21 protein-coding genes and 1 pseudogene are annotated in these 25,846 nt (G+C 61.7%); 6 read left to right on the forward strand and 16 right to left on the reverse strand.

The window, feature by feature from the left end; genetic code table 11:
- Window positions 1-130: 130 nt before the first annotated feature.
- Entirely contained in the window at window positions 131-1,165 is a 1,035-nt protein-coding gene (locus tag C4N04_RS02865; protein WP_106795398.1) for an aldo/keto reductase, read from the reverse strand.
- A gap of 92 nt (window positions 1,166-1,257) precedes the next feature.
- Between C4N04_RS02865 and C4N04_RS02870 the strand changes: the two genes are divergently transcribed.
- Window positions 1,258-2,160: a LysR family transcriptional regulator gene (locus C4N04_RS02870; protein WP_096763406.1), complete on the forward strand. Its 903-nt coding sequence runs from the start codon at window positions 1,258-1,260 to the stop codon at window positions 2,158-2,160.
- Between the two features lie 233 nt (window positions 2,161-2,393).
- The gene (locus C4N04_RS02875; protein WP_106795399.1) at window positions 2,394-3,479 is read left to right on the forward strand and encodes an AbrB family transcriptional regulator; all 1,086 of its coding nucleotides are present in this window, start codon (window positions 2,394-2,396) and stop codon (window positions 3,477-3,479) included.
- Between the two features lie 14 nt (window positions 3,480-3,493).
- Here C4N04_RS02875 and C4N04_RS02880 read toward each other — a convergent pair whose 3' ends face one another.
- Window positions 3,494-4,387, reverse strand: a complete 894-nt coding sequence (locus tag C4N04_RS02880) for an AraC family transcriptional regulator (protein WP_077992990.1) — start codon at window positions 4,385-4,387, stop codon at window positions 3,494-3,496.
- Window positions 4,388-4,432: 45 nt separating this feature from the next.
- Here C4N04_RS02880 and C4N04_RS02885 point away from each other — a divergent pair, with 45 nt between their 5' ends.
- Window positions 4,433-4,840 carry a DUF2000 family protein gene (locus tag C4N04_RS02885; RefSeq protein WP_077992991.1) on the forward strand — a complete coding sequence of 136 codons (408 nt, stop codon included), beginning with the start codon at window positions 4,433-4,435 and terminating at the stop codon, window positions 4,838-4,840.
- Between the two features lie 101 nt (window positions 4,841-4,941).
- Here the strand turns inward: C4N04_RS02885 and C4N04_RS02890 are convergent, their stop codons facing one another.
- The 11 genes and pseudogenes from C4N04_RS02890 to C4N04_RS02945 all read right to left on the reverse strand — a co-directional run bounded on the left by C4N04_RS02890 (window position 4,942) and on the right by C4N04_RS02945 (window position 19,161).
- Entirely contained in the window at window positions 4,942-5,607 is a 666-nt protein-coding gene (locus tag C4N04_RS02890; protein WP_004673336.1) for an OmpA family protein, read from the reverse strand.
- Window positions 5,608-5,857: 250 nt separating this feature from the next.
- Window positions 5,858-6,856 (reverse strand): flagellin, encoded by a 999-nt coding sequence (locus C4N04_RS02895; protein WP_077992992.1) that lies wholly within the window; start codon window positions 6,854-6,856, stop codon window positions 5,858-5,860.
- Between the two features lie 271 nt (window positions 6,857-7,127).
- Entirely contained in the window at window positions 7,128-10,283 is a 3,156-nt protein-coding gene (locus C4N04_RS02900) for an efflux RND transporter permease subunit (protein ID WP_096763403.1), read from the reverse strand.
- Window positions 10,280-11,479: an efflux RND transporter periplasmic adaptor subunit gene (locus tag C4N04_RS02905; RefSeq protein ID WP_096763402.1), complete on the reverse strand. Its 1,200-nt coding sequence runs from the start codon at window positions 11,477-11,479 to the stop codon at window positions 10,280-10,282. Before C4N04_RS02905 ends, C4N04_RS02900 begins: the two co-directional genes overlap by 4 nt.
- Window positions 11,480-11,754: 275 nt before the next feature.
- Window positions 11,755-12,655 (reverse strand): annotated as a pseudogene (locus C4N04_RS02910) (adenylate/guanylate cyclase domain-containing protein).
- Window positions 12,656-12,777: 122 nt separating this feature from the next.
- A complete protein-coding gene (locus C4N04_RS02915) occupies window positions 12,778-13,191 on the reverse strand; it encodes a type II toxin-antitoxin system VapC family toxin (protein WP_096770448.1) in 414 nt (137 codons plus the stop codon).
- Window positions 13,188-13,451, reverse strand: coding sequence for an AbrB/MazE/SpoVT family DNA-binding domain-containing protein (locus C4N04_RS02920; protein ID WP_010061195.1), 264 nt, complete (start codon window positions 13,449-13,451; stop codon window positions 13,188-13,190). The genes C4N04_RS02915 and C4N04_RS02920 overlap by 4 nt, the downstream gene beginning before the upstream one ends.
- Before the next feature lie 78 nt (window positions 13,452-13,529).
- On the reverse strand, window positions 13,530-15,080 hold the full coding sequence (locus C4N04_RS02925; protein WP_096770446.1) for a SpoVR family protein: 1,551 nt from the start codon (window positions 15,078-15,080) through the stop codon (window positions 13,530-13,532).
- Window positions 15,077-16,351 (reverse strand): YeaH/YhbH family protein, encoded by a 1,275-nt coding sequence (locus C4N04_RS02930; RefSeq protein ID WP_038690084.1) that lies wholly within the window; start codon window positions 16,349-16,351, stop codon window positions 15,077-15,079. The genes C4N04_RS02925 and C4N04_RS02930 overlap by 4 nt, the downstream gene beginning before the upstream one ends.
- 12 nt (window positions 16,352-16,363) lie before the next feature.
- A complete protein-coding gene (locus C4N04_RS02935; protein ID WP_038690085.1) occupies window positions 16,364-18,307 on the reverse strand; it encodes a PrkA family serine protein kinase in 1,944 nt (647 codons plus the stop codon).
- 377 nt (window positions 18,308-18,684) lie between these two features.
- Window positions 18,685-19,161 carry a VOC family protein gene (locus C4N04_RS02945; protein ID WP_038690088.1) on the reverse strand — a complete coding sequence of 159 codons (477 nt, stop codon included), beginning with the start codon at window positions 19,159-19,161 and terminating at the stop codon, window positions 18,685-18,687.
- A gap of 250 nt (window positions 19,162-19,411) precedes the next feature.
- Here C4N04_RS02945 and C4N04_RS02950 point away from each other — a divergent pair, with 250 nt between their 5' ends.
- Entirely contained in the window at window positions 19,412-21,892 is a 2,481-nt protein-coding gene (locus C4N04_RS02950; protein WP_096770445.1) for a UvrD-helicase domain-containing protein, read from the forward strand.
- Between the two features lie 24 nt (window positions 21,893-21,916).
- On the opposite strand, the gene C4N04_RS02955 is transcribed toward C4N04_RS02950, so the two are convergent.
- Window positions 21,917-22,264, reverse strand: a complete 348-nt coding sequence (locus C4N04_RS02955) for a hypothetical protein (RefSeq protein WP_038692701.1) — start codon at window positions 22,262-22,264, stop codon at window positions 21,917-21,919.
- A gap of 244 nt (window positions 22,265-22,508) precedes the next feature.
- Here C4N04_RS02955 and pncA point away from each other — a divergent pair, with 244 nt between their 5' ends.
- Window positions 22,509-23,135: a bifunctional nicotinamidase/pyrazinamidase gene (gene pncA, locus C4N04_RS02960; RefSeq protein ID WP_051649896.1), complete on the forward strand. Its 627-nt coding sequence runs from the start codon at window positions 22,509-22,511 to the stop codon at window positions 23,133-23,135.
- A 12-nt stretch (window positions 23,136-23,147) separates the two neighbouring features.
- Here pncA and C4N04_RS02965 read toward each other — a convergent pair whose 3' ends face one another.
- A complete protein-coding gene (locus C4N04_RS02965; protein ID WP_106795525.1) occupies window positions 23,148-24,740 on the reverse strand; it encodes a hypothetical protein in 1,593 nt (530 codons plus the stop codon).
- A gap of 159 nt (window positions 24,741-24,899) precedes the next feature.
- Here C4N04_RS02965 and C4N04_RS02970 point away from each other — a divergent pair, with 159 nt between their 5' ends.
- Window positions 24,900-25,565, forward strand: a complete 666-nt coding sequence (locus tag C4N04_RS02970; protein ID WP_106795401.1) for a dihydrofolate reductase family protein — start codon at window positions 24,900-24,902, stop codon at window positions 25,563-25,565.
- A 9-nt stretch (window positions 25,566-25,574) separates the two neighbouring features.
- Here C4N04_RS02970 and C4N04_RS02975 read toward each other — a convergent pair whose 3' ends face one another.
- Complete coding sequence (locus tag C4N04_RS02975) at window positions 25,575-25,838, reverse strand: DUF2164 domain-containing protein (RefSeq protein ID WP_106795402.1); 264 nt, start codon at window positions 25,836-25,838, stop codon at window positions 25,575-25,577.
- Window positions 25,839-25,846: the final 8 nt, after the last annotated feature.

A 25,846-nucleotide genomic window follows, 5' to 3' on the forward strand; every position in this document is an offset into this window, starting at 1 on the left:
TTCCAAGAAACCACGTCGTGTTTCGTGGGACCAGGCAGGGTATGCGGCAAGTCAAAGCGGCTGTCCAGTTAAGAATGGGAGAAGATTTCATTCCCCTTTTGTGATAGGACGGTCCGCTTTGCCCGAGACCTCAGACGATCGGCGGATTGAGCCGGGCGAAGCCCTCCTGCCGTCGATAGGGGAAATAGGGATAGGGCGCCGTTGTGGCGCTGACTGCGTCGAGCCTTTCGATCTGCTCCTTCGACAGGCTCCAGCCGACAGCGCCGAGGTTCTGCCTGAGTTGCTCTTCGTTGCGGGCGCCGATAATGACGCTCGACACCGTCGGCCGGCCGAGCAGCCAGTTGATGGCGATCTGCGGCACCGTCTTGCCGGTCTCCGTTGCGACGGCGTCCAGCACCTCGACAATGTCGTAGAGCTGCTCGTCGTCAACAGGCGGGCCGTATTGCGCCGTCTCGTGCAGGCGGCTTGCCGCGGGCAGCGGCTCACCGCGGCGGATCTTGCCGGTCAGCCGCCCCCAGGCGAGCGGGCTCCAGACGAGAGCGCCGACGCCCTGGTCGGCGCCGAGCGGCATCAGCTCCCATTCGTAATCCCGCCCCGCCAGAGAATAATAGACCTGATGGGCGACATAACGCGGATGGCCGTGCCGATCGGCGGTCGCGAGCGACTTCATCAGTTCCCAGCCGGCAAAATTGGAAACGCCGACATAGCGGATCTTGCCGGGGGCGATGAGCCCGTCGAGTGTCGCCAGCACCTCTTCGACCGGCGTCGAGGCGTCGAAGGCGTGAAGCTGCAGAAGATCGATATAGTCGGTCCCAAGCCGCCGCAGCGCCTCCTCGGTCGCGCGGATCAGCCGCGCCCGCGACGTTCCCCAGTCCTGCGGCCCCTCGCCCGTCGGCAACGCCGTCTTCGTCGAGATCAGCACGGCATCGCGCTGACCGCGAATCGCCTGGCCGAGCACTTCCTCGGAGGCGCCGGCCGAATAGACGTCCGCCGTGTCAAAAAGATTGACGCCGGCTTCGAGACAGATGTCGACGAGCCGTCGCGCCTCCTCGGCATCGGTATTGCCCCATGCGCCAAACAGCGGCCCGCTGCCGCCGAAAGTGCCGGCGCCGAAGCTCAAGACCGGCACCCTGAGGCCGGATGCACCGAGATTTCTATATTCCATGGCTCTGTCTCCTGTGTTTCTCGTGAGATAGACCCGGCCCCTGTGGTGATATAGATTGCCTTTCAGCAAAGCATTTGTGATTTGAATTCATCATGGGCCACCAGGACATCAACCGCTCCGGCGAGATGGAAGTCTTCGTCAGCGTCGTCGAGCGCGGTGGCTTTTCCGCGGCCGCCGCGGTGCGGCGGATGACGCCCTCCGCCGTCAGCAAGCTCGTCGCCCGGTTGGAGGCACGCCTCGGCGTCCGCCTCGTCAACCGCTCCACCCGCAGACTGCAGCTGACGCCGGAGGGCTGTGCCTTCTACGAGCGCAGCATCGCCATCCTTGCCGATATCGCCGAGGCCGAACGCCAGGCCTCATCCGGCGAGGAAGCGGCAGGCCGCATCCGCATCAACACCAGCGGCTCCTTCGGCAATCATGTACTGGCGCCGCTCCTGCCCGCCTTCATGGCGCTTCATCCCGCTGTGACGCTGGATATTGCCCATACCGACAAGGTGATCGACCTGATGGAGGAGCGCGCCGACGTCGCGATCCGCGCCGGGCCCTTGAAGAGCTCCAGCCTGATCGCCCGCAAGCTCGGCGCCACCGGCAAGATCATCGTTGCCTCGCCTGAATACCTCCGCCGTCATGGCGAACCGCGCACGCTCGCCGATCTCCGTCGCCATTGCCGCATCGGCTTTTCCTATGCCCGCGCCATCGAGGGCTGGCCGATGCGGGAGAGCGGTGAGACGGTGACGATCCCGATCACTCCGGGCATTCAGGTCGGAGACGGCGAAGCCATGCGGCATCTCGCTCTATCCGGCGCCGGCCTTGCCCGACTGGCCGCCTTCACTGTGCGCGCCGATATAGAAGCAGGTCGCCTCGTGCCGGTGCTCGAAGAGGCAAACCCCGGCGATCTCGAGGAGTTCTACGCCCTCTATATGGGCCAGGGCGGCCCACTGCCGGCGCGGGTACGCGCCTTGCTCGATTTTCTCGCCAGCCATGTGCGGCTCTGAGGCATCGGACAAGGCGACTCCATGAAAACAGCGACTTAAGCCGATTACTTGAATCAAACTCGCATCAAATGGCACCGAGAAGCCAGATTTCGCAATTGACCGCGTCCGAGCCACCCCTCTATACCGGGGCCTGCGCCAGCCGGCCGTTGCTGCCGGCCTCTCTTCGTCACGCCGGAGCTTCCTCCCTCCTTCAGCCTCAGGGCTTGGCCCCGGCTATGAAAGATACGGGACACATGCCATCCAGCCGCCTGCTGCGCGAATCCGGCCTGCCGAAATGGGCGCTGTTGCTGGCGCTCTCGACCGCCTTCACTGTCTTCCTCGAGCTCTTCGGGCTGCCCGCCTCGCTGTTGATCGGACCGATGGTCGCCGCCATCGTGCTGGCACTGACCGTCGGCAAGGGAAAGCTTCGCGTGCCGGCCTGGCCGCTGCAATTCGGCCAGGTCCTCGTCGGCCTGATGATGGCCCGCACCATCACCCCCGACATTCTCGGCACCATGGCGAAGGATGCGCCGCTCTTCCTGCTGTTCATCTTCTCGGTCATTGCTATTGCCACCGGCCTCGGCTGGCTGCTGACGCGCTGGCAGGTGCTGCCCGGAACGACCGCCGTCTGGGGCTCCTCGCCGGGCGGCGCCTCGGCCATGGTCATCATGTCGGAAGCCTATGGCGCCGATGCCCGGCTCGTCGCCTTCATGCAATATCTGCGAGTCGTCTTCGTCGCCGTTGGCGCCTCGGTGATTTCACGCCTGTGGGTGGCCGCCGACGGCGCCGAACCGCCGCCGCTTATCCTCTTTCCCGAAGTCGACTGGCCTGCCCTCGCAACGACGGTCGCCTTCGCCGCCCTCTGCGCCTATACGGTGCGGCGCCTGCGCATCCAGGGCGGGATGATCATCGTGCCGCTCTTTCTCGGCGCCTTCCTGCAAGGCATCGGTCTCTTGAAGATCGAGCTGCCGATGTGGCTGCTCGCCCTCGCCTATGCGCTCGTCGGCTGGAGCATCGGCCTGCGCTTCACCCGTTCGATCCTTTCGCATGTGGCGCGCGCCCTGCCAAGGGTATCGGCCTGCATCGTGCTGCTGATGGCGCTCTGCGGCTGCATGGCCGTTGCGCTCCATGTCTTCGCCGGCATCGACCCGCTGACGGCCTATCTCGCCACCAGCCCCGGCGGCGCCGATTCCGTCGCCATCATCGCCGCCTCCAGCAATGTCGACGTACCCTTCGTGATGGCGATGCAAACCGGCCGTTTCCTCGTCATCCTGCTGATCGGCCCGACCCTCGCCCGCTTCATCGCCCGCCGCTCAGGGCTCGCGGAAAATCCCGTATAGGGCGCACGCCTGTCCTATAGCCGGGCCGGCGACACTTTCCGATTTTCGGAATTATGCGCCAGCGCCGCCCACTGCCCGGGCGTCATGCCGTAGGCCTTCTTGAAGTGGCGGTTGAGATGGCTCTGGTCGGCAAAGCCCGTTGCCGCCGCCGTGTCCGAAATGCCCTCACCGGCACCGATCATGGCGCGAGCCTGCTGCAGCCGCCGCATCAGGAGGTAGCGATGCGGGCTCGTGGCGAAGGCCGCCCGGAAGTGCCGCGACAGTGCAAAACGATCGAGCCCAGTGACCGCTTCCAGTTCGCCGGAATGAACCGGCCGTGTGGCATGCGCTTCAAGATAATCGCGCGCCGCCCGTGTCTGCCGCCAGGCGATGGCCCCGAGCGGCCGGCGCGGCAACCGCGCGTGCCGTGACAAGCCGCCCGTCACCCGCGACACGAAATCGTCGACGAAGAGCTCGTCCAGCTCGCGGTCGAGTTCGCCGAGCGCGGCAAGTAGCACGCCGGCCAGCGCCGGATCGCCGATGACCGGTTCATCGACGAACGGCAGGCCAAGGCCCTCCGCCTCCAGGCATTCGAGCAGCAGCGCCGGCTCCAAATAAAGCATGCGGTATTGCAGCCCGTCCTCCGTTCCCGCCCCGCCGTCGTGTTCCTCGTCGGGGTGCAGCACGATCACCTGCCCCGGCAGGCTGAAGCGCCGCTCTCCGCGATAGCGAAAGGTCTGCACGCCTTTCACGGTGACGCCGAGTGCATAGGTGTCGTGCCGGTGCGGCTCGAACGCATTGCCGGAGAATTGCGCGCCGATGCGCTCGATGCCGGGAAAGGCGGGTGCGGTCAGAATGCCGTTGCCGGATGGTCCCGTGCACAAACGTTCAAGACCTTCGAAGATCTGCGGCTGTAGAAGCTGGCTCAACGCCCTAGACACCCCGTATTCCATGCATAGGTGAAAGACTGTCCAATGTTTGATACCAAAATTGCCGTCGTCCTGCGAAACAATCTTGCCGGCTGGCAGAAGCTGAACGTCACCGCGTTCCTGATGACCGGCATCGCCGGCAGGCATCCCGAGATTATCGGCGAGGCTTACGAGGACCGCGTCGGCAATCTCTACAACCCGCTGTCCATCCAGCCGATCATCGTGCTATCGGCCGACGAGGCGACGATGTCGGCAATCCACCGCCGCGCGCTGGAACGCGATGTCACCGCCTCGCTGTTTATCGAGGAGATGTTCGCGACCGGTCACGACGCCGCCAATCGCGCCGTCTTCGCCGAATATGCGCCCGACGATGCCAAGGTCGTCGGCATCGCGCTACGCGCCGACAAGAAGATCGTCGACAAGGTCACCAAGGGCGCGACGATGCAGCATTGAACACATGTCAGCGGGCCCGGCACAAGATGCGAAGCACGTTGACGCTTTAAAAGAAAAGGCCGGGAGCGACCCGGCCTTTCGTACACTCTGTCGGCACAGGCTCAGCCCTGGGTGATCGGCGCGATCTGGATTTCGACGCGGCGGTTCTGGGCGCGGCCCGCCTCGCTTGCATTGGAGGCGACCGGCTGGGACGGGCCGAAGCCGACGGCGGAGACGCGGCGCTGGTCGATGCCCTGGCCGCCGAGATAATCGGCAACCGAAAGCGCACGGCGCTGCGACAGATCCTGGTTGTGTTGCAGGCTGCCGGTCGAATCCGTATGGCCGTTGACGTCGATCAGCGTCCGGTTGAACTTGCGCAGCACGATCGCCACCGAATTCAGCGTCGGATAGAAGCCAGGCTTCACCGCATCCTGGTCGACGTCGAAGGTGATGTTCGAGGGCATGTTGAGGATGATGTTATCGCCGTTGCGGGTCACCGAAATGCCGGTGCCTTCGAGCTGGGCGCGAAGTTCGGCTTCCTGCTGGTCCATATAGTTGCCGATCGCACCGCCGGCGAGCGCGCCGATGCCGGCGCCGATCAGCGCCGCATTGCGCTTGCCGTGCCCGCCGCCGCCGACGGCGACACCGACGAGAGCGCCGCCAAGCGCACCGAGCGCCGCGCCCCCCGCCGTATTGGAAACCTTCTGTTCACCGGTATAGGGATCGGTCGTCGTGCAGGCGCTGAGATAGCTTGCTGCGACAGCCAGAAGTATGAATTTCTTGATCATGGACAGGACGGTCTCCGTTCAAAGCTGATGCGAGCAAATGGCAAGGATTACGGCAAGAAAATGAAGAGGTTCCCTTGATAGGAGAATTTCAGGCGCCGAAATAGCAGCCATGTTGCTTGAATGCGCGGATATCACCAGTTTTAGCAACTCGATCAGGATGACGGGCAGCAGTCGCGACGATCAGCCCTCATGGTAAGGAAGCTCGGGGCGTCTCGAACCACGAGGGCGGGTAGCTGGGTGATCTCACCTCTTAGAAGTTCTGGAACAGCTGCCGCACCGTATCGTAGGTCGCGTTGGCGATGTTCAGCGACTGCAAGCCGAGCTGCTGCTGCGTCTGTAGTGCCTTGAGCTTGCTGGCCTCCTCCTCCATGTCGGCATCGACCAGCCGGCCGATGCCGGCGGTGATGTTGTCGTGCAGTTTGGCGGCGAAGTCGTTTTGCAGCTCGATGCGTTTTTCCAGCGCGCCGAAGGCCGAGCCAACCGTCGTCAGCTGCGTCAGCGCCGCATCGACGACACTGATCATCTCGCCGATCTGCCCTTGCGTCGTCGCGGCCGATAGCGAAATGACGACCTGGCCGGCGGTGGTGCCGTTCTTGCTGGTCATCAGCACGTAATTCTGCGAGGTCCCGAGTTCGCTAGCGAAATGGGCCGAGGTCAGGACGCCGTATTCGCCGGAGCCGGTCGCCCGGTCATCGATCAGATAGCGCGCATCCTTGGAGCTCGTGGCTCCAACCGGCGTATTGTCGATATGGTAGCTCAGCATGCCGACTGAAACCGTGCCGTCGGCATTGCGGATAAAGGAGGCCGGAATTTGCCGCGGTTGCGTCGGCGTGGCGTCGTTGTTGAGGACGACCCAGTTGTCGCTGTTGAAGGTCGCCGATTCAGAGACGCTACGCAGCTGCTCCTGCAGTTGCTTGAGCTCTTCGTTGATTTTCGTCTTGTCGACCCCATCCTCGGTCGCGGCGACTAGCTTTGCTTTGATCTCTGAGACAACGTCGACGACGTTCTGGACGCCGGTATAGGCGGTACCCATCGTCGCCGCCGCCATGCCGAGCGCATCCTGAATTGCCGAGACCGCCTTGTTGTCGGTCCGTGCGGTGGTGGCGATCGACCAGTAAACCGCATTGTCGGCCGCTTTCGCCACACGCATGCCCGTCGTGATGTGGTTCTGCGTGACGGTCATATTGCGGTTGATATCGCGCAGCACATGGAGCGCCGCATCGATGGAGACGCGCTGATAAATACTCACGGGAACTAAACTCCAAAAACACAACAGAACGCAACTGAACCAGGAATGAACCATCCGCGCGGACACTCATGTCCGGGGTCGCTGAATCCAGCGCGTTGCGGCCTTCGAGAAACGGAGAAGACCAGTTGGTTCCTGGTCACGATCATTGCCGCTTATGCTTAACAAACGGCTAATCTTCAGACGAAATTTATCTTATTTGGCAAGGCTTGATATACCATAACAAACCCCGCCGAATGGGAAATCCGGCGGGGGATTCAGTCTGATGCAAGCCTCATTCTGCGGCTTGCAGCTGCTCTTCGTCTGGTGCGGCGCGAGGCCGGGTGGCGACCGCCATCTCCTCGTGCAAGCGCGCTTCCTCATGGGCGTGCGGCTTGGCGAAGCGGGCAAGCAGCAGATAGGCGACCGGCGTGATGAACAGCGTCACCAGAGTCGCGAAACCGAGACCGCCGACGATCACCCAGCCGAGCGCCACGCGCGCTTCCGCACCTGCGCCATGGGCGAAGACCAACGGCACGCCACCGAGAATGGTGGCAATCATCGTCATCATCACAGGGCGCAGGCGCAGCGCGCAGGCTTTCTCGATCGACGAGCGCACGTCCTCGCCTCGATCGCGCAACTGATTGGCGAATTCGACGATCAGGATGCCGTTCTTCGCCATGACGCCGACGAGCAGGACGAGGCCAATCTGGCTGTAGATGTTCAGGCTGGAGCCGGTGATTACGAGCGCGAAGACGGCGCAGGCAAGGCCGAGCGGCACCGTCGACATGATGATCAGCGACGACAACACGCTTTCGAACTGCGCCGCCAGAACCAGGAAGATGATGACGATGGCGAAGCCGAAGGTCAGCGCCATGCCGTTTGAGTTCTCTTCCAGCGTCGCAGCTTCGGCGAGCGGCAGCAGGCGCGCGCCCGGCGGCAGCAGCGGCTCGGCGAGCTCGGTCACCTGCTTGACGGCATCGCCGAGCGACATGTTGTTCTTCAGGCCGGCGGTGATCGCGACGGAGGCGAGCTGCTGCTCGCGGTTGAGCTGCGGCGCAACCGAGCCTTCCTTCATCGTCGCGATGACCGACATCGGCACGATCTTGCCGTCGCCGGTCTTCAGGAACACGTTTTCGAGGTCGGTCGGATCGTCGATCGGCCGCGTCGTCGAGGTCAGAAGCACGGGATAGGACTCGCCGTCAACGAAGACGTCGACCACCGAGCGACCTTCGAGCAGTGACTGGATCGCCGTCGAAAGCCCGGTGATGTCGATGCCGAGGTCCGAGGCGCGCTCGCGATCGATCGCCACCGACACCTGCGCCTGGCTCGGTTCGTTGGTCAGGCGCGGCGTGTCATATTGGCCGGTGGCCTCGAGCGCCTGCACCAGCTTGGCTGCAGCCGCCGTCAGCGCCTCATGATCGTTGCCGACCAGCGCCATCTGCACGCCGCTGCCGGCGCCGCGAATACGCAGGCTGTTGGAGGAGATTGCATTGCCGCGCAGCGCCGGCACCTTCGCCGCCGCCTGGTTGATGTCCGCCACGATCTCCGCCTGCGTCCTGTCACGTTCGCCCCAGGGAGCGAGCGTCAGCACCATGAAGCCGCTGTTCAGCGAACCGCCCTGGCCGGAGATCGAAAAGACGTTGCGAATGTCGCCGCTGTCGACCAGCGGCTGCAGAGATTCCTCGACGAGCTGCATCTTGTCGCGGGTATATTCGAGGCTCGATCCCTGTGGCGTCGTCAGCCGCATCATCACCAGCGATCGGTCTTCCTCGGGCGTCAGCTCGCTTTTGACTGTGGAGAAGGCAATGAGGGCGGCGCCGGCGAAGATCACCGAAAACAGGATGACAACGAAGGGCGCGTTCAGACAGCCGTGCAGCGCCCATTTGTAGAGACGGGCAAGCGCGCCGCCGAAGCGGCCAAGCACGCCGTGATCCTCGATCATCGGCTTCGTCAGCATGCGCGAGGCGAGCATCGGACACAGCGTCAGCGCCACGATCGATGACAGCCCGACCGAGAAGGCGAGCACGAAGCCGAATTCGCGGAACAGGCCGCCGACCTGTCCCGGCAGGAAGGAGAGCGGGATGAACACAGCAGCCAGCGTCGCGGTCGTGGCGACGACGGCGAAGAACACCTCGCGCGTGCCGAGCACGGCTGCCGCCCGCGGCCCCATGCCCTCGGCGCGGCGGCGCACGATGTTTTCGAGCACAACGATCGCGTCGTCGACGACGAGGCCGGTCGCCAGCACGATGGCGAGCAGCGTCAGGATGTTGATCGAGAAGCCGACCATGTAGATTGCCGCCAGCGTGCCGATCAGCGCCACCGGCATGCTGACCGCCGGGATCAGCGTCGCCCGCCAGTCGCGCAGGAAGAGATAGATGACGGCGGTGACGATGACGGCGGCGAGCACCAGCGCCAGCACCACCTCATGGATCGCGCCCTGGATGAAGACGGCGTCGTCGCTGGTGATCGCGATCGTCGTTCCCTCCGGCAGCGTCTTCGATAATTGCTCGACGGCGGCCTTGATGCCGGTCGAGATGTTCAGCGTATTCGACTGCGCCTGGCGGATGATGCCGAGGCCGATGCCGGGCTTGCCGTTGGAGCGCAGCGTCGTGTCGCCGTCGCGCGGCCCAAGCGTCACCGTCGCGACGTCGCCCAGCCGGACGCGGTCCTGCAGCATGACGTTGGAAAAATCCGCCGGCGTCTGCAGGTTGGCGGTGGCGCGCACGACGATATCCTGCGTCGCACTCTTCAGCGAACCGGCCGGCACATCGAGCGCGGCATTGTCGAGCGCCTTCGTCAGGTCGCCGATGGTGAGCCCGCGGCTCGCCAGCGCGCCCTGATCGACATCGACGCGGAAGACCTTCTCCTGGTCGCCATATTCCTCGACGTCGGCCACGCCGTCGACGGAGGCCAGCCGATCGATCACCTCATTCTCGACGAGCTGCGTCAGGTCGTCCATGTTGAGGTTGGTGGAGGTGACGGCAAGGCGCATGATCGCCGAGGAGTCCGAATCCGCCTTGACGATCTGCGGCGCATCCGCCTCGTCGGGCAGGTTCTGGGTGATGCGGCCGATCGCATCGCGCACATCGTTGGCGGCGACTGCGAGATCGATCGCATCGGAAAATTCGAGCGTCACCCGGCTCTGGCCGAAGGAAGAGGTGGACGAGATCGATTTCAGGCCGCTGACGCGGGCGACCGCACCCTCGATCACCTTGGTCAATTCCTGGTCGATCGTCTGCGGCGATGCACCGTCAAAAGTGGTGCGCACGGTGACGACGGGACGGTCGACATCCGGCAGCTCGCGCACCTCGACGCCGACATAGGCCGCGAGGCCGGCAACGACCATCAGCGTGTTGAATACCAGCGCCAGGATAGGCCGGCGAACGAAAAGCGCGGTGAAGCTCTGCTTGCCCGACGATCCGCCCTGATAAATCTCGGTCACGCTCATTGGGTCGCGACCTCCCCGTTCGACGCGACATCGGCGGAAACGCGCACCGCTCCGCCCTCACGCACGCGCTGCAGGCCCTGCGTTACGATCTTGTCGCCGTCCTTGAGATCGCCGTTGACGAGAATGAAGTCGGGATTGCGCTGCACAACGCTGACCCGCACCTTATGCGACTTGTCGTCAGTCACCTGCCAGACGAAGGAGCCTTGCGCATCCCACTGCACGGACTGCGGATCGACCGCCGGATATTTGTCGCCGGGGAATTTCATGCTGACGCTGAAGGACATGCCGGCGCGCAGCTCGTCCGACGAATTGTCGATCCGGGCGCGCAGGCGCAGCGTGCGGCTCGCTGCATCGATGCGGTTATCGACGGCCTCGATCACGCCCGAGAACATCTGCCCCGGCTTTGCGACCGACATCGCCTCGACCGGCTGGCCGACCGCCACCGTATTGGCAAAGCGCTCCGGCACCCAGAAATCGACAAGGATTTCCGAACGGTCGTCGAGGGTGACGATCGGCGTCGTCGTCGTGACGTTGTCGCCAATATTGACCGGCACGATGCCGACGATGCCGTCGATCGGCGCCACGATATTGCGCCGGGCGAGATTGAGCTCGGCCGCCTGCAGCTGCAGGCGGGCGCCCTGCTCGGCAATCTCGGAATCGAAGACGTCCATGCGCGACACGCTGGACTTGATGTTGTGATAGAGATTGGATTTTTCGACGGCGGCCCTAACCGCCACATCCGCCTGGCCGCGGGCGATTACCTGCTCCTCGCTGTCGAGCTTGGCCAGCACCTGGCCGGCCTTCACCCTGTCGCCCGACTTGATGAGAATCTCGCGAATCGTCCCGGCTGCCTGCGGCGTCACGGCAACCGAGCGGATCGCGTCACCTGTGCCGATGGCGTTCAGCCGATCGTTGACGACACCCTGGACGACAGCCTCGGTCGCGACGAGAATCGCGCTGTTGCGCCCGCCGCCACTGCGGCGGTTCTGCCCCTGGCCCTCGCCCTGGCTACGCCGCTGGCCCTGCGCCCCAGCATCTGCTGTCTCTTCAGCCTTCGGTGCGATCTTGGAAACGAGGCTCTCTGGAATGCCGGCATCGCGCATCATATCGCCGGCACCCGGCACAAAGAAAACCCATGCGGCAAAGCCGGCAATAATGACGATGAGCGAAAGTACGAACTGCTTCCAAAAGGCCATTCACGTCTCCGGAGGGACTCGAGGTTGGACCAGGGTCGGTCGAAAGAGGCGCTGTGGGGTCGAAGTCCCCCAGGGATCAAGAACCCTGTTGATGCGACAATATCGCGCGTTTACAGCTTAACGGCAAGCATAAGCACCCGGCATTACCGATTTGTAATATCAGCAAAGAATGGAAGTCGCCGCGTCGCTCACTTTTGCTTGAACAAGCTTGCAAACGTCTTGACGAAGCCGGGTTCCAGGCAAGATTGCTCAGCGCAACCAGTGCCGGTGAATGTCTACCGACGCATTGACCACCGCAGGCCGAGCACCGCCGCCAGCCCCAGCACAGGCCACACCGCCCAGAAGCGTCCTTCCCAGGTGAAGAGGTTGATGCCGATGATGCCGAGCGCCACGATCACCAGCGCCGCCGAAGAGGGTCTGGCCACGGTTCCAGGCCAGCGCAGCAACGACGGCGAGCGCGAGGACAGGAAAGCGCGCCCAGAAAACGCCCTGCCACGACAAAAGATTGATACCGATCAGCACGGCGGCGATGACGCCGAGCACGGCATACAGTCTTCGTCCGCCCGGAGCCGGACTTGTCTCCGCCGTGACCGCGGCCGCCGGCAATGGCCGGGCAGCGGCAGGCCGCTCGGCAGACGGCGCCTCGTCACTGCCGTCGCCGATCCTCACCGCATAGCTCGGCACGCCTTCCTCGACATTTTTGACCATCAGCGGCCCGAGAAATTCGAAACCGACGGCCACCTTGTTGCGAACCTGGTCGTACACCGTACTCGATATAACGATTCCGCCCGGCGCCGCCGAGGCCTGCAGCCGCGCGGCGATGTTGACGCCGTCGCCATAGATGTCGTCGCCCTCGACGATCACATCGCCGAGATTGAGGCCGATACGGAACAGCATGCGCCCGTCGTCCGGGCGGCGGGCGTTGAAGCCGGCAAGTTCGTTCTGCGTGTCGACGGCTGCACGCACGGCCTCAACCACGCTCGGGAAATCGGCGATCAGCCCATCGCCCCAGGTGTTGACGACACGGCCGCCATGGCTTTCGATCAGCCGCCCCATCGCCTCCCGGCAGCGCTTCAGCGTTGCAAGCGTCCCCTCCTCGTCGGCTCCCATCAGCCGCGTATAGTCCTGCACGTCAGCACAGAAGATCGTCGTCAGCTTGCGCCGCGTTTCACCCATGGTCCTTCGTCTCCGCGCTGTCCGACCCGGAGGGATCGCAACGACAGCAGATTACGAAGGCTTTGCCTTTGTTGCCACCGGTAATTGCTGATCGATCATCCATCATTCCTGATGTAAGCGGTTCAGCTTCTTCCGCCCGACCAGTCATCGACCTTTAAAGGCTCAGAAATGCGAGCGAAAGCCTTGTCACGCGTGACGAGGGTTGCCGCGGTCGCGACGGCATGAGCGGCAATCATCATGTCCAGGGGCGCCAGAATCGTGCCTTTGGCTTCACAGGCGGCGCGCAGGTCACCATAGGTTCGCGTGACGTCGTGATCCCAGGGGAGAACATCGACCCTGAGAAGGAATTGCCTTACCCGCTCGGATAGCGCCTTCGGATAGCCTCGCTTGGCAAGACCGTGGAGCAATTCCCCTTCCGTGATCGATGAGATGACGATCTCGTCCATTGGAAGCGTCGCCAGTCTTTTAAGTATCTCCGGCCGATCGCCTTTGATGACATGACTGGCGATATTGGTGTCGAGCATCCATGCCGTCATTCCTTCCAACCTTCGAACGGATCACGATCTTGCGAAGGTTGGCGACGATCGGCCGGTCCAAGGAAATCGTCCGGAATCGGATCCTTCCGATGGAGTTCGAAAAGGCCATCCCATGAATCCGGCTTGCGCGATAATATGACATCACCGGTCTTCGGATCACGACGAACGAACACTTCGCTCTCCTCAAAGCGAAACTCCGCAGGGAGCCTCACCGCCTGGCTGCGGCCGGTCGTAAAAATCTTAGCCGTTTTCGTTGCCATGACAGCCTCTCCATTGCGATAGCTATCGTGATATATATCATCGACTAGCAACAGACAAGCATGCCACCGGTGCCGCGATTATTGAACGATCTTACGCGGGCTCGCCGTGTGCTCCCTCGCCACCGTACTGGAACCGTCGATTTCCTGGAGCAAGACGTCGTAGCCCCAGAGATCGGCGAGATGCTGCAGGACAAGCTTCGTGTCGTTTTCCTGAAGATAGCAGCCGTTCATGACGATATGCTGCAGCAGCAGCCGGCGATCGCCGGCGAGGTCGACATCGACGATATCGATTGCCGGATCGGTCCAGCCGATATCATATTCGCGGGAGAGCTGGCGACGGATGCGCAGGTAGCCCCGCTCATTGTGGATCGCCGAAACCAGCACACCCTCGGCCTGTTCCGGATCGTCGTAGAGATGGAAGAGCCGCAATTGCCGGATGAGGTTCGGGCTCAGGAACTGGCTGATGAAACTCTCGTCGCGGTAATTGGCCCAGATGTCGCGCAGGACCGCCATCGCATCGCCGCGGCCGGCGATGTCAGGGAACCACGTGCGGTCCTCTTCCGTCGGCCTCGTGACGATCCTCTCGATATCCTGCATCATCGCAAAACCAAGCGCATAGGGATTAAATCCCGAGAACCGTCGATCGTCATAGCTTGGCTGGAAGACGACATTGGCATGCGACTTCAGAAATTCGAGGAAGTTCCCGTCGCTGATCTGCCCCCGCTCGTGAAGCCGGTTCATGATCTGGTAGTGGACGAAGGTTGCGGTTCCCTCATTCATGACCTTCGTCTGCCGCTGGGGATGGAAGTATTGCGCGACATGGCGGACGATGCGAAGAATCTCGCGCTGCCAGGGCTGCAGTCGCGGTGCAGATTTCTCAAGAAAATACAGTATATTATCCTGAGGCAGGCCGAGCGCGGCGCGACGCTTCTCCAAGCCGATGTCACCGGCCTTTTTCGCCTTGCCGACGGGAACCGTGCGCCACAGGTCGTTGAACATCTGCTCTTCGTGGGCGCGGCGCTCCTGCTGCCGCTTCTCCTCCTGACGAAGATCGATGGCGGTCTTGCCCGCGTACCGATGCACCCCGTGCGACATCAGCGCATGCGCTGCATCAAGCGTCCGTTCGACTGCCGTCTCGCCGTAACGTTCCTCACAACGCGTGATATAACCCTTTGCGAAGTCGAGGTAATCGAGAATACCCTCGGCATCGGTCCAAAGCTTGAAGAGATAATTGTTCTTGAAGAAGTGATTATGACCGAAGGCGGCATGGGCGGTGACAAGCGTCTGCATCGTCGCCGTGTTCTCCTCCATCAGATAGGAGATGCAAGGGGAGCTGTTGATGACGATCTCGTAAGCGAGATCGCGCATACCGCGACGGTAGAAGGTCTCATGATGCGCGAAGTGTTTACCGAACGACCAGTGCCGGTAAAAGAGCGGCATGCCGGTTGAGGAATAGGCATCCAGCATCTGCTCCGACGTAATGACTTCGATCTGGTTCGGATAGACGTCGAGGCCGAGTTCGCCGAGGGCGATCTCCTCGCAGGCATCATGAATGCGCTGCAGTGTTGCGAAGTCCCAGTCGGCCCCCTCGAACAAGAGCCGGTCTCTCGGCCTCACCGTCATGGTCATGGCGTCACCTTTGACTGTGCGTCACGTTTCTGGAACAGATCGTGGAAAACAGGGAATATCTCGCCTCGCCGGCAGACTTTCCGCATCGACAGCGGCAGCGGCTCGGAACGGATCCCGTCATAGAGCATCCACAGCGGTGACCGGGATATGGATGAATCCCCGCCTTCCTCACCGACTTCGATATAGGCGAAATACTGGCACAGCGGCAGAATTTCGCGCAACAACTGCCCGGTCAGGTTTCCGTCCGAATGGGCGTTATCGCCGTCCGAAGCCTGGGCGCCGTAGATGTTCCACTCGGCGGGATCGAAGCGCGCCGCGATGATTGCCCGCATCGCGGCAAGGGCGCTGGAAACGAGCGTGCCGCCCGTCGCCGGACCGTAGAAGAAGGTTTCCTCGTCGACCTCTTCGGCCCTGTCAGTATGACGGATGAAGACGATTTCCACTTTCTTGTAGCGTTTCGACAGGAAAAGATAGAGCAGCAGATAGAACCGCTTGGCCAGGTCCTTCATGTGCTCCGACATGGAGCCCGAGACGTCCATCAGGCAGAACATCACTGCCTTCGCCACAGGCTTCGGCTCGTTTTCGAAGCGGCGATACCGAACGTCGAGCGGATCGATATAGGGAATGCGCCGGCTTTTCTCCGTCAGCGATTTTAGCTTTGCCTCAAGCGCCAGACGGCTCTCGTCGTCCTCGCATTCCTCGATCTGCCGCTGCAGCGCTTCGATTTCCTCGCGGCGCGGACGGCCAAGCGCGACACGGCGCATCATCGCAAGCTTCGTCGTGCGGCCGACGGCGATGTTGGAGGGCGATCCCGAAACCGAATAGCCAGCCCGGAACGGCGTTTCCTCCTCGGTTTCGGCTAGACGCCGCTTGGCGAGATCGGGCAGTTCAAGATCGTCGAGGAACACATCGAGGAATTCCTCCCGCGTCAGGACGAAACGGAAGCCGTCCTCACCATCGCCTTCGCCCGCATCCTTTGGTTTTCCACCCCTCCCGCTCGGCGGCCGCGGAATGATGTCGCCTTCGACGAAGGCCCGGTTTCCGGGCAGGATGTGATCGGCAATACCGCCCTCACCCCTGCGCAGGCTCGGTTCGGCCATCCCATCGATCGGCAGGCTGATCTCCCCGCCGTCGAGCACGTCTCGAATGTTTCGGTTTTGCAGCGAACGTTTCACCGCCTGCTGCACGGCTCCCTTCATGCGTCGAAGGAACCGCTGACGATTTTCCAGACTTTTACCGCGCGGATTTAGCCGCCGGTCGACAATGTGCATAATGGCTCCGCATTAACTTGCCTGTTTGACGCGCATGTACCATTCGACAAGGCGCCGAACCTGCCGCTCCGTGTAACCTCGCGCGGCCATGCGCGAGACGAATTCGCTATGCTTCTTTTCGGTTTCCGAATCCTTCTTCGATCCGAAGGAAATGACCGGCAAAAGATCCTCGACCTGAGAGAACATACGCTTCTCGATGACTTCCCGGATCTTCTCGTAGCTCGTCCACGACGGATTTTTTCCGCCGTTGGCTGCCCGCGATCGCAACGAGAACTTGACGATCTCGTTGCGGAAGTCCTTCGGATTGGCGATTCCAGCCGGCTTTTCGATTTTCGTCAGTTCCTGATTGAGGAGCTCGCGGTCGAGAAGCTGGCCGGTATCGGGATCCTTGAAGTCGACATCTTCGATCCAGGCATCGGCATAGTCTACGTAGCGGTCGAACAGGTTCTGTCCGTAGTCCGCATAGGATTCAAGATAGGCCTTCTGGATCTCGTTGCCAATGAACTCTGCATAACGCGGCGCAAGATCGGCCTTGATGAATTCCAGATAACGCTTCTCGACATCGTCGGGAAACTGCTCGCGACGGATCGCCTGTTCCAGCACATACATCAGATGGACGGGATCAGCGCCGATATCCGTGGTGTCGTGATTGAAGGTGGAGGCGAGCACCTTGAAGGCGAAGCGGGTCGATATCCCGTCCATGCCTTCGTCTATGCCGGCAGCATCCCGGTATTCCTGAACGCTGCGGGCGCGCGGATCGCTTTCCTTCAGGCTTTCGCCGTCATAGGTGCGCATCTTCGAGAAGAAGGTCGAGTTCTCATGCTTGCGCAGGCGAGAAAGCACGGAGAAACGCGCCAGCATTTCGAGCGTTGCCGGTGCGCATGGTGCATCCGCCAGTTCGGATCCCTCGATCAGTTTCTCGTAGATTTTCTGTTCCTCCGTCACCCGGAGGCAATAGGGCACCTTGATCACGCAGATACGGTCGATGAAGGCCTCGTTGTTCTTGTTGGCCTTGAAGGTCTGCCATTCCGCCTCGTTCGAATGCGCGAGGACGATGCCGGAGAAGGGTATGGCACCGATATTTTCGGAGCCGATATAGTTGCCCTCCTGCGTTGCCGTCAGCAGTGGATGCAGCATCTTGATCGGCGCCTTGAACATTTCGACGAATTCGAGAATGCCCTGGTTGGCGCGGTTGAGCCCGCCGGAATAGCTGTAGGCGTCGGGATCGTTCTGCGAGTAGGTTTCCAGCTTGCGAATATCGACCTTACCGACCAGCGAGGAAATGTCCTGGTTGTTCTCGTCGCCGGGCTCGGTCTTGGCGATCGCAATCTGGCGCAGCCGCGAAGGTTGTATCCTGACCACGCGGAATCGGGAAATATCGCCGCCGAAATCGTCAAGCCGCTTCAGGCACCAAGGGCTCATCAGCCCGTTCAGGCGCCGCAGCGGGATGCCATACTGCTCCTGGAGGAGCGAGCCCATCGTCTCAGGATCGAAGAGGTTGAGCGGGCTCTCGAACACGGGACTGATCTCGTCGCCCGCTTTCAGCACGTAGATCGGATGGACCTCCATCAACTGCTTCAGCCGCTCCGCCAGCGATGACTTGCCGCCGCCGACCGGGCCGAGCAGATAGAGAATCTGCTTGCGCTCCTCGAGTCCTTGCGCCGCGTGCCGGAAGAACGAAACAATGCGTTCGATGGTCTCTTCCATGCCGTGAAAGCCGGCAAACGCTGGATAGACCCTTATAGTCCGGTTCATGAAGATCCGGCCGAGGCGCGCATCCCTGGCGGTGTCGACCATCTGCGGCTCGCCTATGGCAGCTAGCAGGCGCTCCGTCGCATTCGCATAGGCGATCGGTTCTTTTTTACAGAGGTCGAGATATTCCGAAACCGAGATGTCGGTCTCGCGGCGCGCTTCATAACTGCGCGTGAACGCATCGAATACGGATTCACTCAGCATGGGACCTCCATTAAGGTTATGCCGCAGGCTCTAAGCCGTATAACCATCGAGATGGCCACGGCGTTCCTAAGAATCAATAGTTTCGTAGGTATATTCGACGCTCACCGGCTGTTTGTGGCAATGCACAAAAAATTGCATGCACCGGTATTTTTTTACTCTACGAAACTGTTTCATATTGTAGTTGAGAAAAGGCCCATCGCGATATCAGCACATTTAGCGACGTGACATGACTGTCAAAAAGGTGTGCAATGGCGCCGGTGATTCGAGCTGCGGGAAATCGGCGGCCGACAAGCCCGGTCGGTACGGGTGGCGAATCGCGCTCTCTTCCTCCGACAGAATAGAACGGGCGCATCGTGACCACGCGCCCGCCCGCGCCGTCAGCCGTTGAACGCCTTTTCCAGCGCGGCGATATCGATCTTGACCATGCCGAGCATCACCTCGGTCACCCGCCTCGCCCGCTCGCGATCGCTGTCAGCGACCATTTCCGAAAGCACCCGCGGCACAATCTGCCAGGAAAGACCCCAGCGATCCTTCAGCCAGCCGCAAGCCTCAGGCGTGCCGCCATTGGCGAGAAAAGCATCCCAGACCCGATCGATCTCGGCTTGGCTTTCCAGCAAAACCGCGATCGAGAAGGAGTGATTGAAGCTGTCGAGCGGGCCGGCCTTCATCGCCAGGAAAGCCTGGTCGCCGAGGGTGAACTCGATCAGCTCGACGCTGCCGGGAGGACCGCTCGGCGTTTCCGCCGGCAATATAGTCGTGCGGCCGATCCTGGAATCGGGGATGATGGATATGTAGAATTCGACAGCTTCGCGCGCTTGCTCCGCGAACCAGAGATTTGAGATGACCTTCGGCATGAAACTTCCTCCTGATGGCTTGTCGGCGGGATGATCCGGATCGTTGTTCGATGATCCAAGGACGTCGATCCGGCGCCGGCACCGACAGCTGCCGCAGAAATTTTTCGGCAGTCGCCGCGGTCCCAGCCGCCACATTCCGATCCGTTGCCGCAGTGCCGTGGCGGCGAACCGCCTGGGATCGCGGCAGTCCGGGAATGAAAGCAGAACATCTTTTCTGGTCTTTCCCTCCCGAATCACTACATTACGCGCCATGAGCAATAGTTTCGACGACATCCCCTTCTTCGACGAAGAGCCGGGCGAAATGGCGCGCAAGCCGCAGCCGCCTGCCGCACCCGCCGGAAGGGCGCCCGCTGCCGGCGGCGGTATCGCCGCCCGCGCCATGGCGGCGCGAGACGGCGGCAAGCGACCGGATTACCTCGCGGGCCTCAATCCCGAACAGACGGAAGCCGTGGAAACCTTGGAAGGTCCGGTTCTCGTCCTCGCTGGCGCCGGCACCGGCAAGACACGAGTACTGACCACGCGCATCGCCCACATCCTCAATACCGGCCGCGCCTTCCCATCGCAGATTCTCGCCGTCACCTTCACCAACAAGGCCGCCCGCGAGATGAAGGAGCGCATCGCGCTCCTCGTCGGCGGCGCCGTCGAGGGCATGCCCTGGCTCGGCACCTTCCATTCGATCGGCGTCAAGCTTCTGCGCCGTCACGCCGAACTCGTCGGCCTCAGCTCCGATTTCACCATTCTCGACACCGACGACGTCGTCCGCCTGATCAAGCAGCTGATCCAGGCCGAAGGTCTTGACGACAAGCGCTGGCCGGCCAAGCAGTTCGCCGGCATGATCGACACCTGGAAGAACAAGGGTCTCGGCCCGGCCGATATTCCCGAAGGCGACGCGCGTGCCTTCGCCAATGGCCGCGGCCGTGATCTCTATTTCGCCTATCAGGCGCGCCTGTCGACGCTCAACGCCTGCGATTTCGGCGATCTGCTGATGCATCCGATCGCGATCTTCCGCAAGAACCCGGATCTCCTCAAGGAATATCACGGCCGCTTCCGTTATATCCTCGTCGACGAGTATCAGGACACCAATACCGCACAATATATGTGGCTGAGGCTACTTGCCCAGCGCAGCAAGGGCGAGCCCCAGAATGTCTGCTGCGTCGGCGACGATGACCAGTCCATCTACGGCTGGCGCGGCGCCGAGGTCGACAATATCCTGCGCTTCGAGAAGGATTTCCCCGGCGCCAAGGTGATCAAGCTCGAGCGCAATTATCGCTCGACCGAACATATCCTCGGTGCGGCCGCCCATCTGATCGCCCATAATGAAGGCCGCCTGGGCAAGACGCTGTTCACCGACCGCGCCGATCCCGACGACGTCAAGGTGCAGGTCCACGCCTCCTGGGATTCGGAGGAGGAAGCCCGCGCCATCGGCGAAGAGATCGAGCAGCTCCAGCGGGGCAAGCATCTGCTGAACGACATGGCGATCCTCGTGCGCGCCTCCTTCCAGATGCGTGAGTTCGAAGACCGCTTCGTCACCCTCGGCCTCAATTACCGGGTCATCGGCGGCCCGCGCTTCTACGAGCGCTTGGAAATCCGCGATGCCATGGCCTATTTCCGCCTGGTCGCCCAACCGGCCGACGACTTGGCTTTCGAGCGCATCATCAACACGCCGAAGCGCGGCCTCGGCGATACGACGGTGCGCGCCCTGCATGATTATGCGCGTGCCCGCGATATCCCGATGCTGGCGGCGGCCGCCGACATGATCGAGACCGACGAACTGAAGCCGAAGGCACGCAAGGCTCTCTTCGACGTGATTCAATCTTTCCGCCGATGGCAGGAACTGCTTGAAAACACGCCGCATACCGAACTTGCCGAGCAGATCCTCGAAGAGTCCGGCTATACCGACATGTGGAAGAACGACAAGAGCGCCGAAGCGCCCGGCCGCCTCGAAAACCTGAAGGAACTGATCCGCTCGATGGAGAGCTTCGAGTCGATGCGCGGTTTCCTCGAGCACGTCTCCCTCGTCATGGATGCAGAGACCAACGAGAACCTCGACGCCGTTTCGATCATGACGCTGCATTCGGCCAAGGGCCTGGAATTCGATACCGTCTTCCTGCCCGGCTGGGAGGAAGGCCTGTTCCCGCACCAGCGCTCGCTGGATGAAAGCGGCCGCGCCGGCCTGGAGGAGGAACGCCGGCTGGCCTATGTCGGCATCACCCGCGCCAAGCGCCGCTGCCACATTTGGTTCGTCTCCAACCGCCGCATCCACGGCCTCTGGCAATCGACGCTGCCCTCGCGTTTCCTTGACGAGCTGCCGGAAACCCATGTCGAGGTCGCCGAGATGGAGCAGAGCTACGGCGGTTACGGCCGCGGCGGCTACGGCCAGTCCCGCTTCGACAAGGCCGAACCTTTCGCCAACTCCTATTCCACGCCCGGCTGGAAACGTGCCCAGGCCAACAAGACCGATGCCACGCGCGACAACTGGGGTACCCGCTCCGGCCACGCCGTCGAACGCATCGGCTATGGCGAAAGCGGCCCGAAGGGACGCACGATCGATGGCGAGCTGGTGGCGAAGTCGACCTCGTCGGAGCCGTCGCGCTTCACCCTTGGCGATCGCGTATTCCACATGAAATTCGGCAATGGCAACATTACCGGCATTGAAGGCAACAAGCTGACGATCGACTTCGACCGTGCGGGGCAGAAGCGGGTGCTGGACGGTTTCGTTGAGCGCGTCTGACCGCGCGACGAACCGCAGGAACAGTCACCCGAACATCCGCATACTGCTGAGCCCTAGGATATCGTTCAGCAGAGCGATCCCCATTCCGAGGGCGACGATCGACAATCCGATCAGGAACAGCCGGCGCGCCCGGTCGTATTTGACGGCGAGCAGCGAGTCTCGCGCCAAAAGATCGGCAAACACCTTCACCTGAATGGCGATGCCGACGGTCAGGAATGCCATCGGCAGCAGATCGACACGGCTCCAGTCATTCGGGTTGGAAACCCACAGACTGATGAAGTTGAGCGAGAAACCAAGAATGATTCCGGTTGCCGTTAACGATCCGTTGCGGAAGGTTGCATCGATCTTTTCATCTGTCTGGGGTTCGGACATGGGTCTCGGTCTCGGCTTGCTGCTCGGGCAAGAAAGGCAGAAATCGGGGCGGCCGGCAAGGCCGCCCTCTTTGCCGGACGCAACCGACACCTATCGCATTGGTTGAATTAGCAAATTCTTTTCCGCCGACTGCTACCAACAGTGACAGAATTAACGCTTGCATGCGGGCTTCCGGGAATTCACTAGTTGATGCATTCGGTGCATTTGGCATTTGCATTGCCATAACGCGAAGGGATTGGCCTTGATGAAAGCGCTGCTGCTCGTTGATATCCAGAACGGCTTCTGTCCGGGAGGAAACCTGCCGGTGCCGGACGGCGACAAGGTCGTTCCCGTCGCAAACAGGCTGATCGACAGCGGCAAATACGATCTGATCGTCGCTTCGCAAGACTGGCACCCGCCCGGCCACGGCAGCTTCGCCTCCGCCCATCCGGGTGCCGCCCCCTTCGAGATGGGGGAATTGTCCGGCAAGCCGCAGATGATGTGGCCCGACCACTGCATCCAGGGCACGCTTGACGCCGAACTGCATCCGGAGCTCAAATCCGAAGAAATCGACCTCATCCAGCAGAAGGGCGAGGATCCCGGGATCGACAGCTATTCGGCCTTCCGCGACAATGACCGCGACGCTTCGACCGGCCTTTCCGATTTCCTTGAAGATCAGGGTGTGACCGACCTCGACGTCTGCGGGCTGGCGACCGATTACTGCGTCAAATTCTCCGCCCTCGACGCGCTGGAGATGATGCCGGGCTTGCGCGTGCGCTTCATCGAGGACGCCAGCCGCGGCATCACGCCTGAAGGCGTCGCCGCCGCCATCGATGAGATGCGGGCGCACGGCATTGCCGTGATCAACAGTGCGGATGCCTTGCGCGAATGAACCGCCGATCTCCTATTTCAACAGATAGGCATCGAATGTCTCATCGCTGCCGGCAACGGGGCCGAAACGCCTGACGAGGGTCGTCTCGCTCCGGAATGCGGAAATCTCCTCCGGCGTCAGAGACAGCAGCCAACTGTAACTTTCGCGCAATGAGACGGGCGCGGCAATCCGGTCAAGCCGCTGTGAGAGAAGAATGACGATGGGCGCATCCTCGCTCTGCTGCAGTTGCCGCGCCGTCTGCAGTATATCGGCAAGGCTGAGCGAAAGCCGCGCATGGCGGGTATACCGCACGATCGCGCCGAACCGCTGCTCCCGTAGAAGATAGGTGCGATTGGGGATGTAATAGGGCAAGGGTTCCACGAGATAATCGGGATCCGCCATGATGATCGCATCCTTGAGGTCCGGGCGCGATTGAATGAACGACCCGAGGTCCCGGGCTCGGCTCAGCGGAATGTCGGTGAAGAGGAACTGATGGACCTTTTCGATACCGGAGGCGACCTGCAGCGCCAGCAATATCATGAAGCACAGACGCCCGATCTTGACGACGCCACCGGCTGCCTCGACACCGGCTATGCCCGCGGAGCCGGGCCGAGGCGACGTGGTCAAAGCAGTGATGCCGATCATGAAGACCAGCCATAAGGCTTGATGTCTGTAGTTGCCTGGGTAGACAAGCGTAAAAAGCAGCGAAAGCCCGAAGAGAACCGATGCGGCCGCGAACATCGCCGGCGGCCGGTTGGCCAGCCTAAGCAGACTGCCATAGATGAGCACCGCCATCAGCGAGGCGAAAACCCGAGCAAGCAATGGATCGGCCAAGACCAGTCGAAGGATCCTGTCGGGGTAGAACTCCATGAAATAGGAAGGCGCCCCGGCAAAGGCATAAAGGACTAGCGGAGCGAAATTCTTGCCTGCGAGATCGTTCTGCCCGGCATCGTTGAAGGTCGGATAGACTGTCATGACACACAGAAGAACGCCGACCGCGGCAAAGGCCGCGGCTGTCCCAAAGGCGCGATATGCCGACAGAAAAGGTCTTGGACGCGCCAGGATCAGATCGAAAAACCAATAGGCAAGAAAGCCGCCGACCAGCACGACCGAGTGGACGTTGGTATTTGCCAGCAAGGCAAACAACAGGCCGAGCACCATGCCGTTGCGCATTCCCCTCTCCCAGCTCAGGACGATAAGGAAGACCAAAAGCATGCTGATGCCGTAATTTCGCGACATCGCGGCGTAGTCGAAAACCGAAAAGCTGCTGAACAACGACAGCAGCATAATCGAGCGCGGCAGTTCAAGCCTGAAAACAAGAAGGTAGGCCGAGGCGGCCGCGATCGTCAGTGCGACGATTTTCAGGACGACCGGTGAGCCGATGACAAGATAAACGGCGCGCAACAGGATATACCAGAGAGCCGGATGACCTTCGCCCTGCATCTGACGAAGCATGTCGACGAAATTCTCTCCCTGAAGGGCCAGCGACAAGGCGCGAACCTCATCGCGCCACACGGTTTCTGACCAACAAAGCGCGGATGTCAGCGCAAACCACACCACAAAGATCAACGTCTTGCAGAGCGTTGTTGATCGAGGTTCATCGATTTTAGAGACAATAACAGCCAACGGAAGCAATCCGGTCATCGAAAATGCCGTGACCATAGCGGCGCCCCGATAATTTGACGTTAAGGTGAAATATACTCGCCGGATTGATGCGTCCGGTGTCGGTTCGGCTTATATCGATCCGTCCTTGCTTCTGAACGAACCAAACATGGGAGTTGAGAGATGAGAAAGCTTGTGACTGCGGCCTTCGTGAGCCTGGACGGCGTTATGCAGGCGCCCGGCGCGCCCGAGGAAGATCCGACCGGCGGCTTCAAACTTGGCGGCTGGACCGTCAATTACTGGGACGAGCCGATGGGGGAGTTCATGGACGGGATCTTTACCGATCCCTTCGCTCTGCTGCTCGGCCGCAAGACCTACGAGATCTTCGCCGCGCACTGGCCCTTTGTCGGGCAAGACGACCCCATCGGAAAGGTCTTCAATGCCGCGACCAAATATGTCGCGACGACATCGCAAGAGCCGCTCACCTGGGAAAATTCCGTTCCGCTGCGCGGCGATGCCGCCGCCGAAATCGCCCGGCTGAAGCAGGAGGACGGCCCCGACCTGCTGACGCAGGGCAGCAGCGGCCTGTTGCAAACGCTGCTGGCGCACGACTTGATCGACGAACTCCGGCTCCTGACCTTCCCGCTCATCCTCGGCCCCGGGAAGCGCCTGTTCGGCACGGGCGCCACACCGGCAGCGCTGAAGCTCACCGCCAGCTCGGTATCGACGACGGGCGTCACCATGAGCGTCTATCAGCGCGCCGGCGAGGTCAAGCCCGGCAGCTTCGCGATGCAGGATCCCTCGCAGGCCGAACTGGCGCGTCGGGAGCGGATGAAGCGCGAGGGGTGAAGCGCCGGCTCAGGCGCCCGCAGCCTTGTTCTTCTCGTCACGCTCGAGCAGATAGATGTCCTCGGAGAGGTCCTCCATCTTCTTCGAAAGGGCGGCGTGTGCATCGCGAACACCCTGATTGTAATAGTGAGCGCCGATCTCCTCGGCGAAGAAGTCGAGCAGGAACTCCGCCGGCAGCGCGCCGATCGGCTGGTCGAGTTCCGTCTCGAAATAGCGGCGGATGCGCGAGACGATCGCCGCTTTCGCTTCCTTGGTAAATTCGATCTTCTTCATAGGCACCC

The organism is Rhizobium sp. H4, assembly GCF_003013335.1.
GTDB lineage: Bacteria > Pseudomonadota > Alphaproteobacteria > Rhizobiales > Rhizobiaceae > Rhizobium > Rhizobium sophoriradicis.

Coding starts and splice junctions, on each gene's coding strand:
- C4N04_RS02930 (WP_038690084.1), bottom strand. CDS start 16,351: ATGCACATTGTCGACCGGCGGCTAAATCCGCGCGGTAAAAGTCTGGAA.
- C4N04_RS02900 (WP_096763403.1), bottom strand. CDS start 10,283: ATGAGCGTGACCGAGATTTATCAGGGCGGATCGTCGGGCAAGCAGAGC.
- C4N04_RS02925 (WP_096770446.1), bottom strand. CDS start 15,080: ATGACCATGACGGTGAGGCCGAGAGACCGGCTCTTGTTCGAGGGGGCC.
- C4N04_RS02875 (WP_106795399.1), top strand. CDS start 2,394: ATGCCATCCAGCCGCCTGCTGCGCGAATCCGGCCTGCCGAAATGGGCG.
- C4N04_RS02945 (WP_038690088.1), bottom strand. CDS start 19,161: ATGCCGAAGGTCATCTCAAATCTCTGGTTCGCGGAGCAAGCGCGCGAA.
- C4N04_RS02950 (WP_096770445.1), top strand. CDS start 19,412: ATGAGCAATAGTTTCGACGACATCCCCTTCTTCGACGAAGAGCCGGGC.
- C4N04_RS02870 (WP_096763406.1), top strand. CDS start 1,258: ATGGGCCACCAGGACATCAACCGCTCCGGCGAGATGGAAGTCTTCGTC.
- C4N04_RS02970 (WP_106795401.1), top strand. CDS start 24,900: ATGAGAAAGCTTGTGACTGCGGCCTTCGTGAGCCTGGACGGCGTTATG.
- C4N04_RS02920 (WP_010061195.1), bottom strand. CDS start 13,451: ATGGCAACGAAAACGGCTAAGATTTTTACGACCGGCCGCAGCCAGGCG.
- C4N04_RS02955 (WP_038692701.1), bottom strand. CDS start 22,264: ATGTCCGAACCCCAGACAGATGAAAAGATCGATGCAACCTTCCGCAAC.
- C4N04_RS02890 (WP_004673336.1), bottom strand. CDS start 5,607: ATGATCAAGAAATTCATACTTCTGGCTGTCGCAGCAAGCTATCTCAGC.
- C4N04_RS02935 (WP_038690085.1), bottom strand. CDS start 18,307: ATGCTGAGTGAATCCGTATTCGATGCGTTCACGCGCAGTTATGAAGCG.
- C4N04_RS02915 (WP_096770448.1), bottom strand. CDS start 13,191: ATGACGGCATGGATGCTCGACACCAATATCGCCAGTCATGTCATCAAA.
- C4N04_RS02865 (WP_106795398.1), bottom strand. CDS start 1,165: ATGGAATATAGAAATCTCGGTGCATCCGGCCTCAGGGTGCCGGTCTTG.
- C4N04_RS02975 (WP_106795402.1), bottom strand. CDS start 25,838: ATGAAGAAGATCGAATTTACCAAGGAAGCGAAAGCGGCGATCGTCTCG.
- pncA (WP_051649896.1), top strand. CDS start 22,509: ATGAAAGCGCTGCTGCTCGTTGATATCCAGAACGGCTTCTGTCCGGGA.
- C4N04_RS02885 (WP_077992991.1), top strand. CDS start 4,433: ATGTTTGATACCAAAATTGCCGTCGTCCTGCGAAACAATCTTGCCGGC.
- C4N04_RS02905 (WP_096763402.1), bottom strand. CDS start 11,479: ATGGCCTTTTGGAAGCAGTTCGTACTTTCGCTCATCGTCATTATTGCC.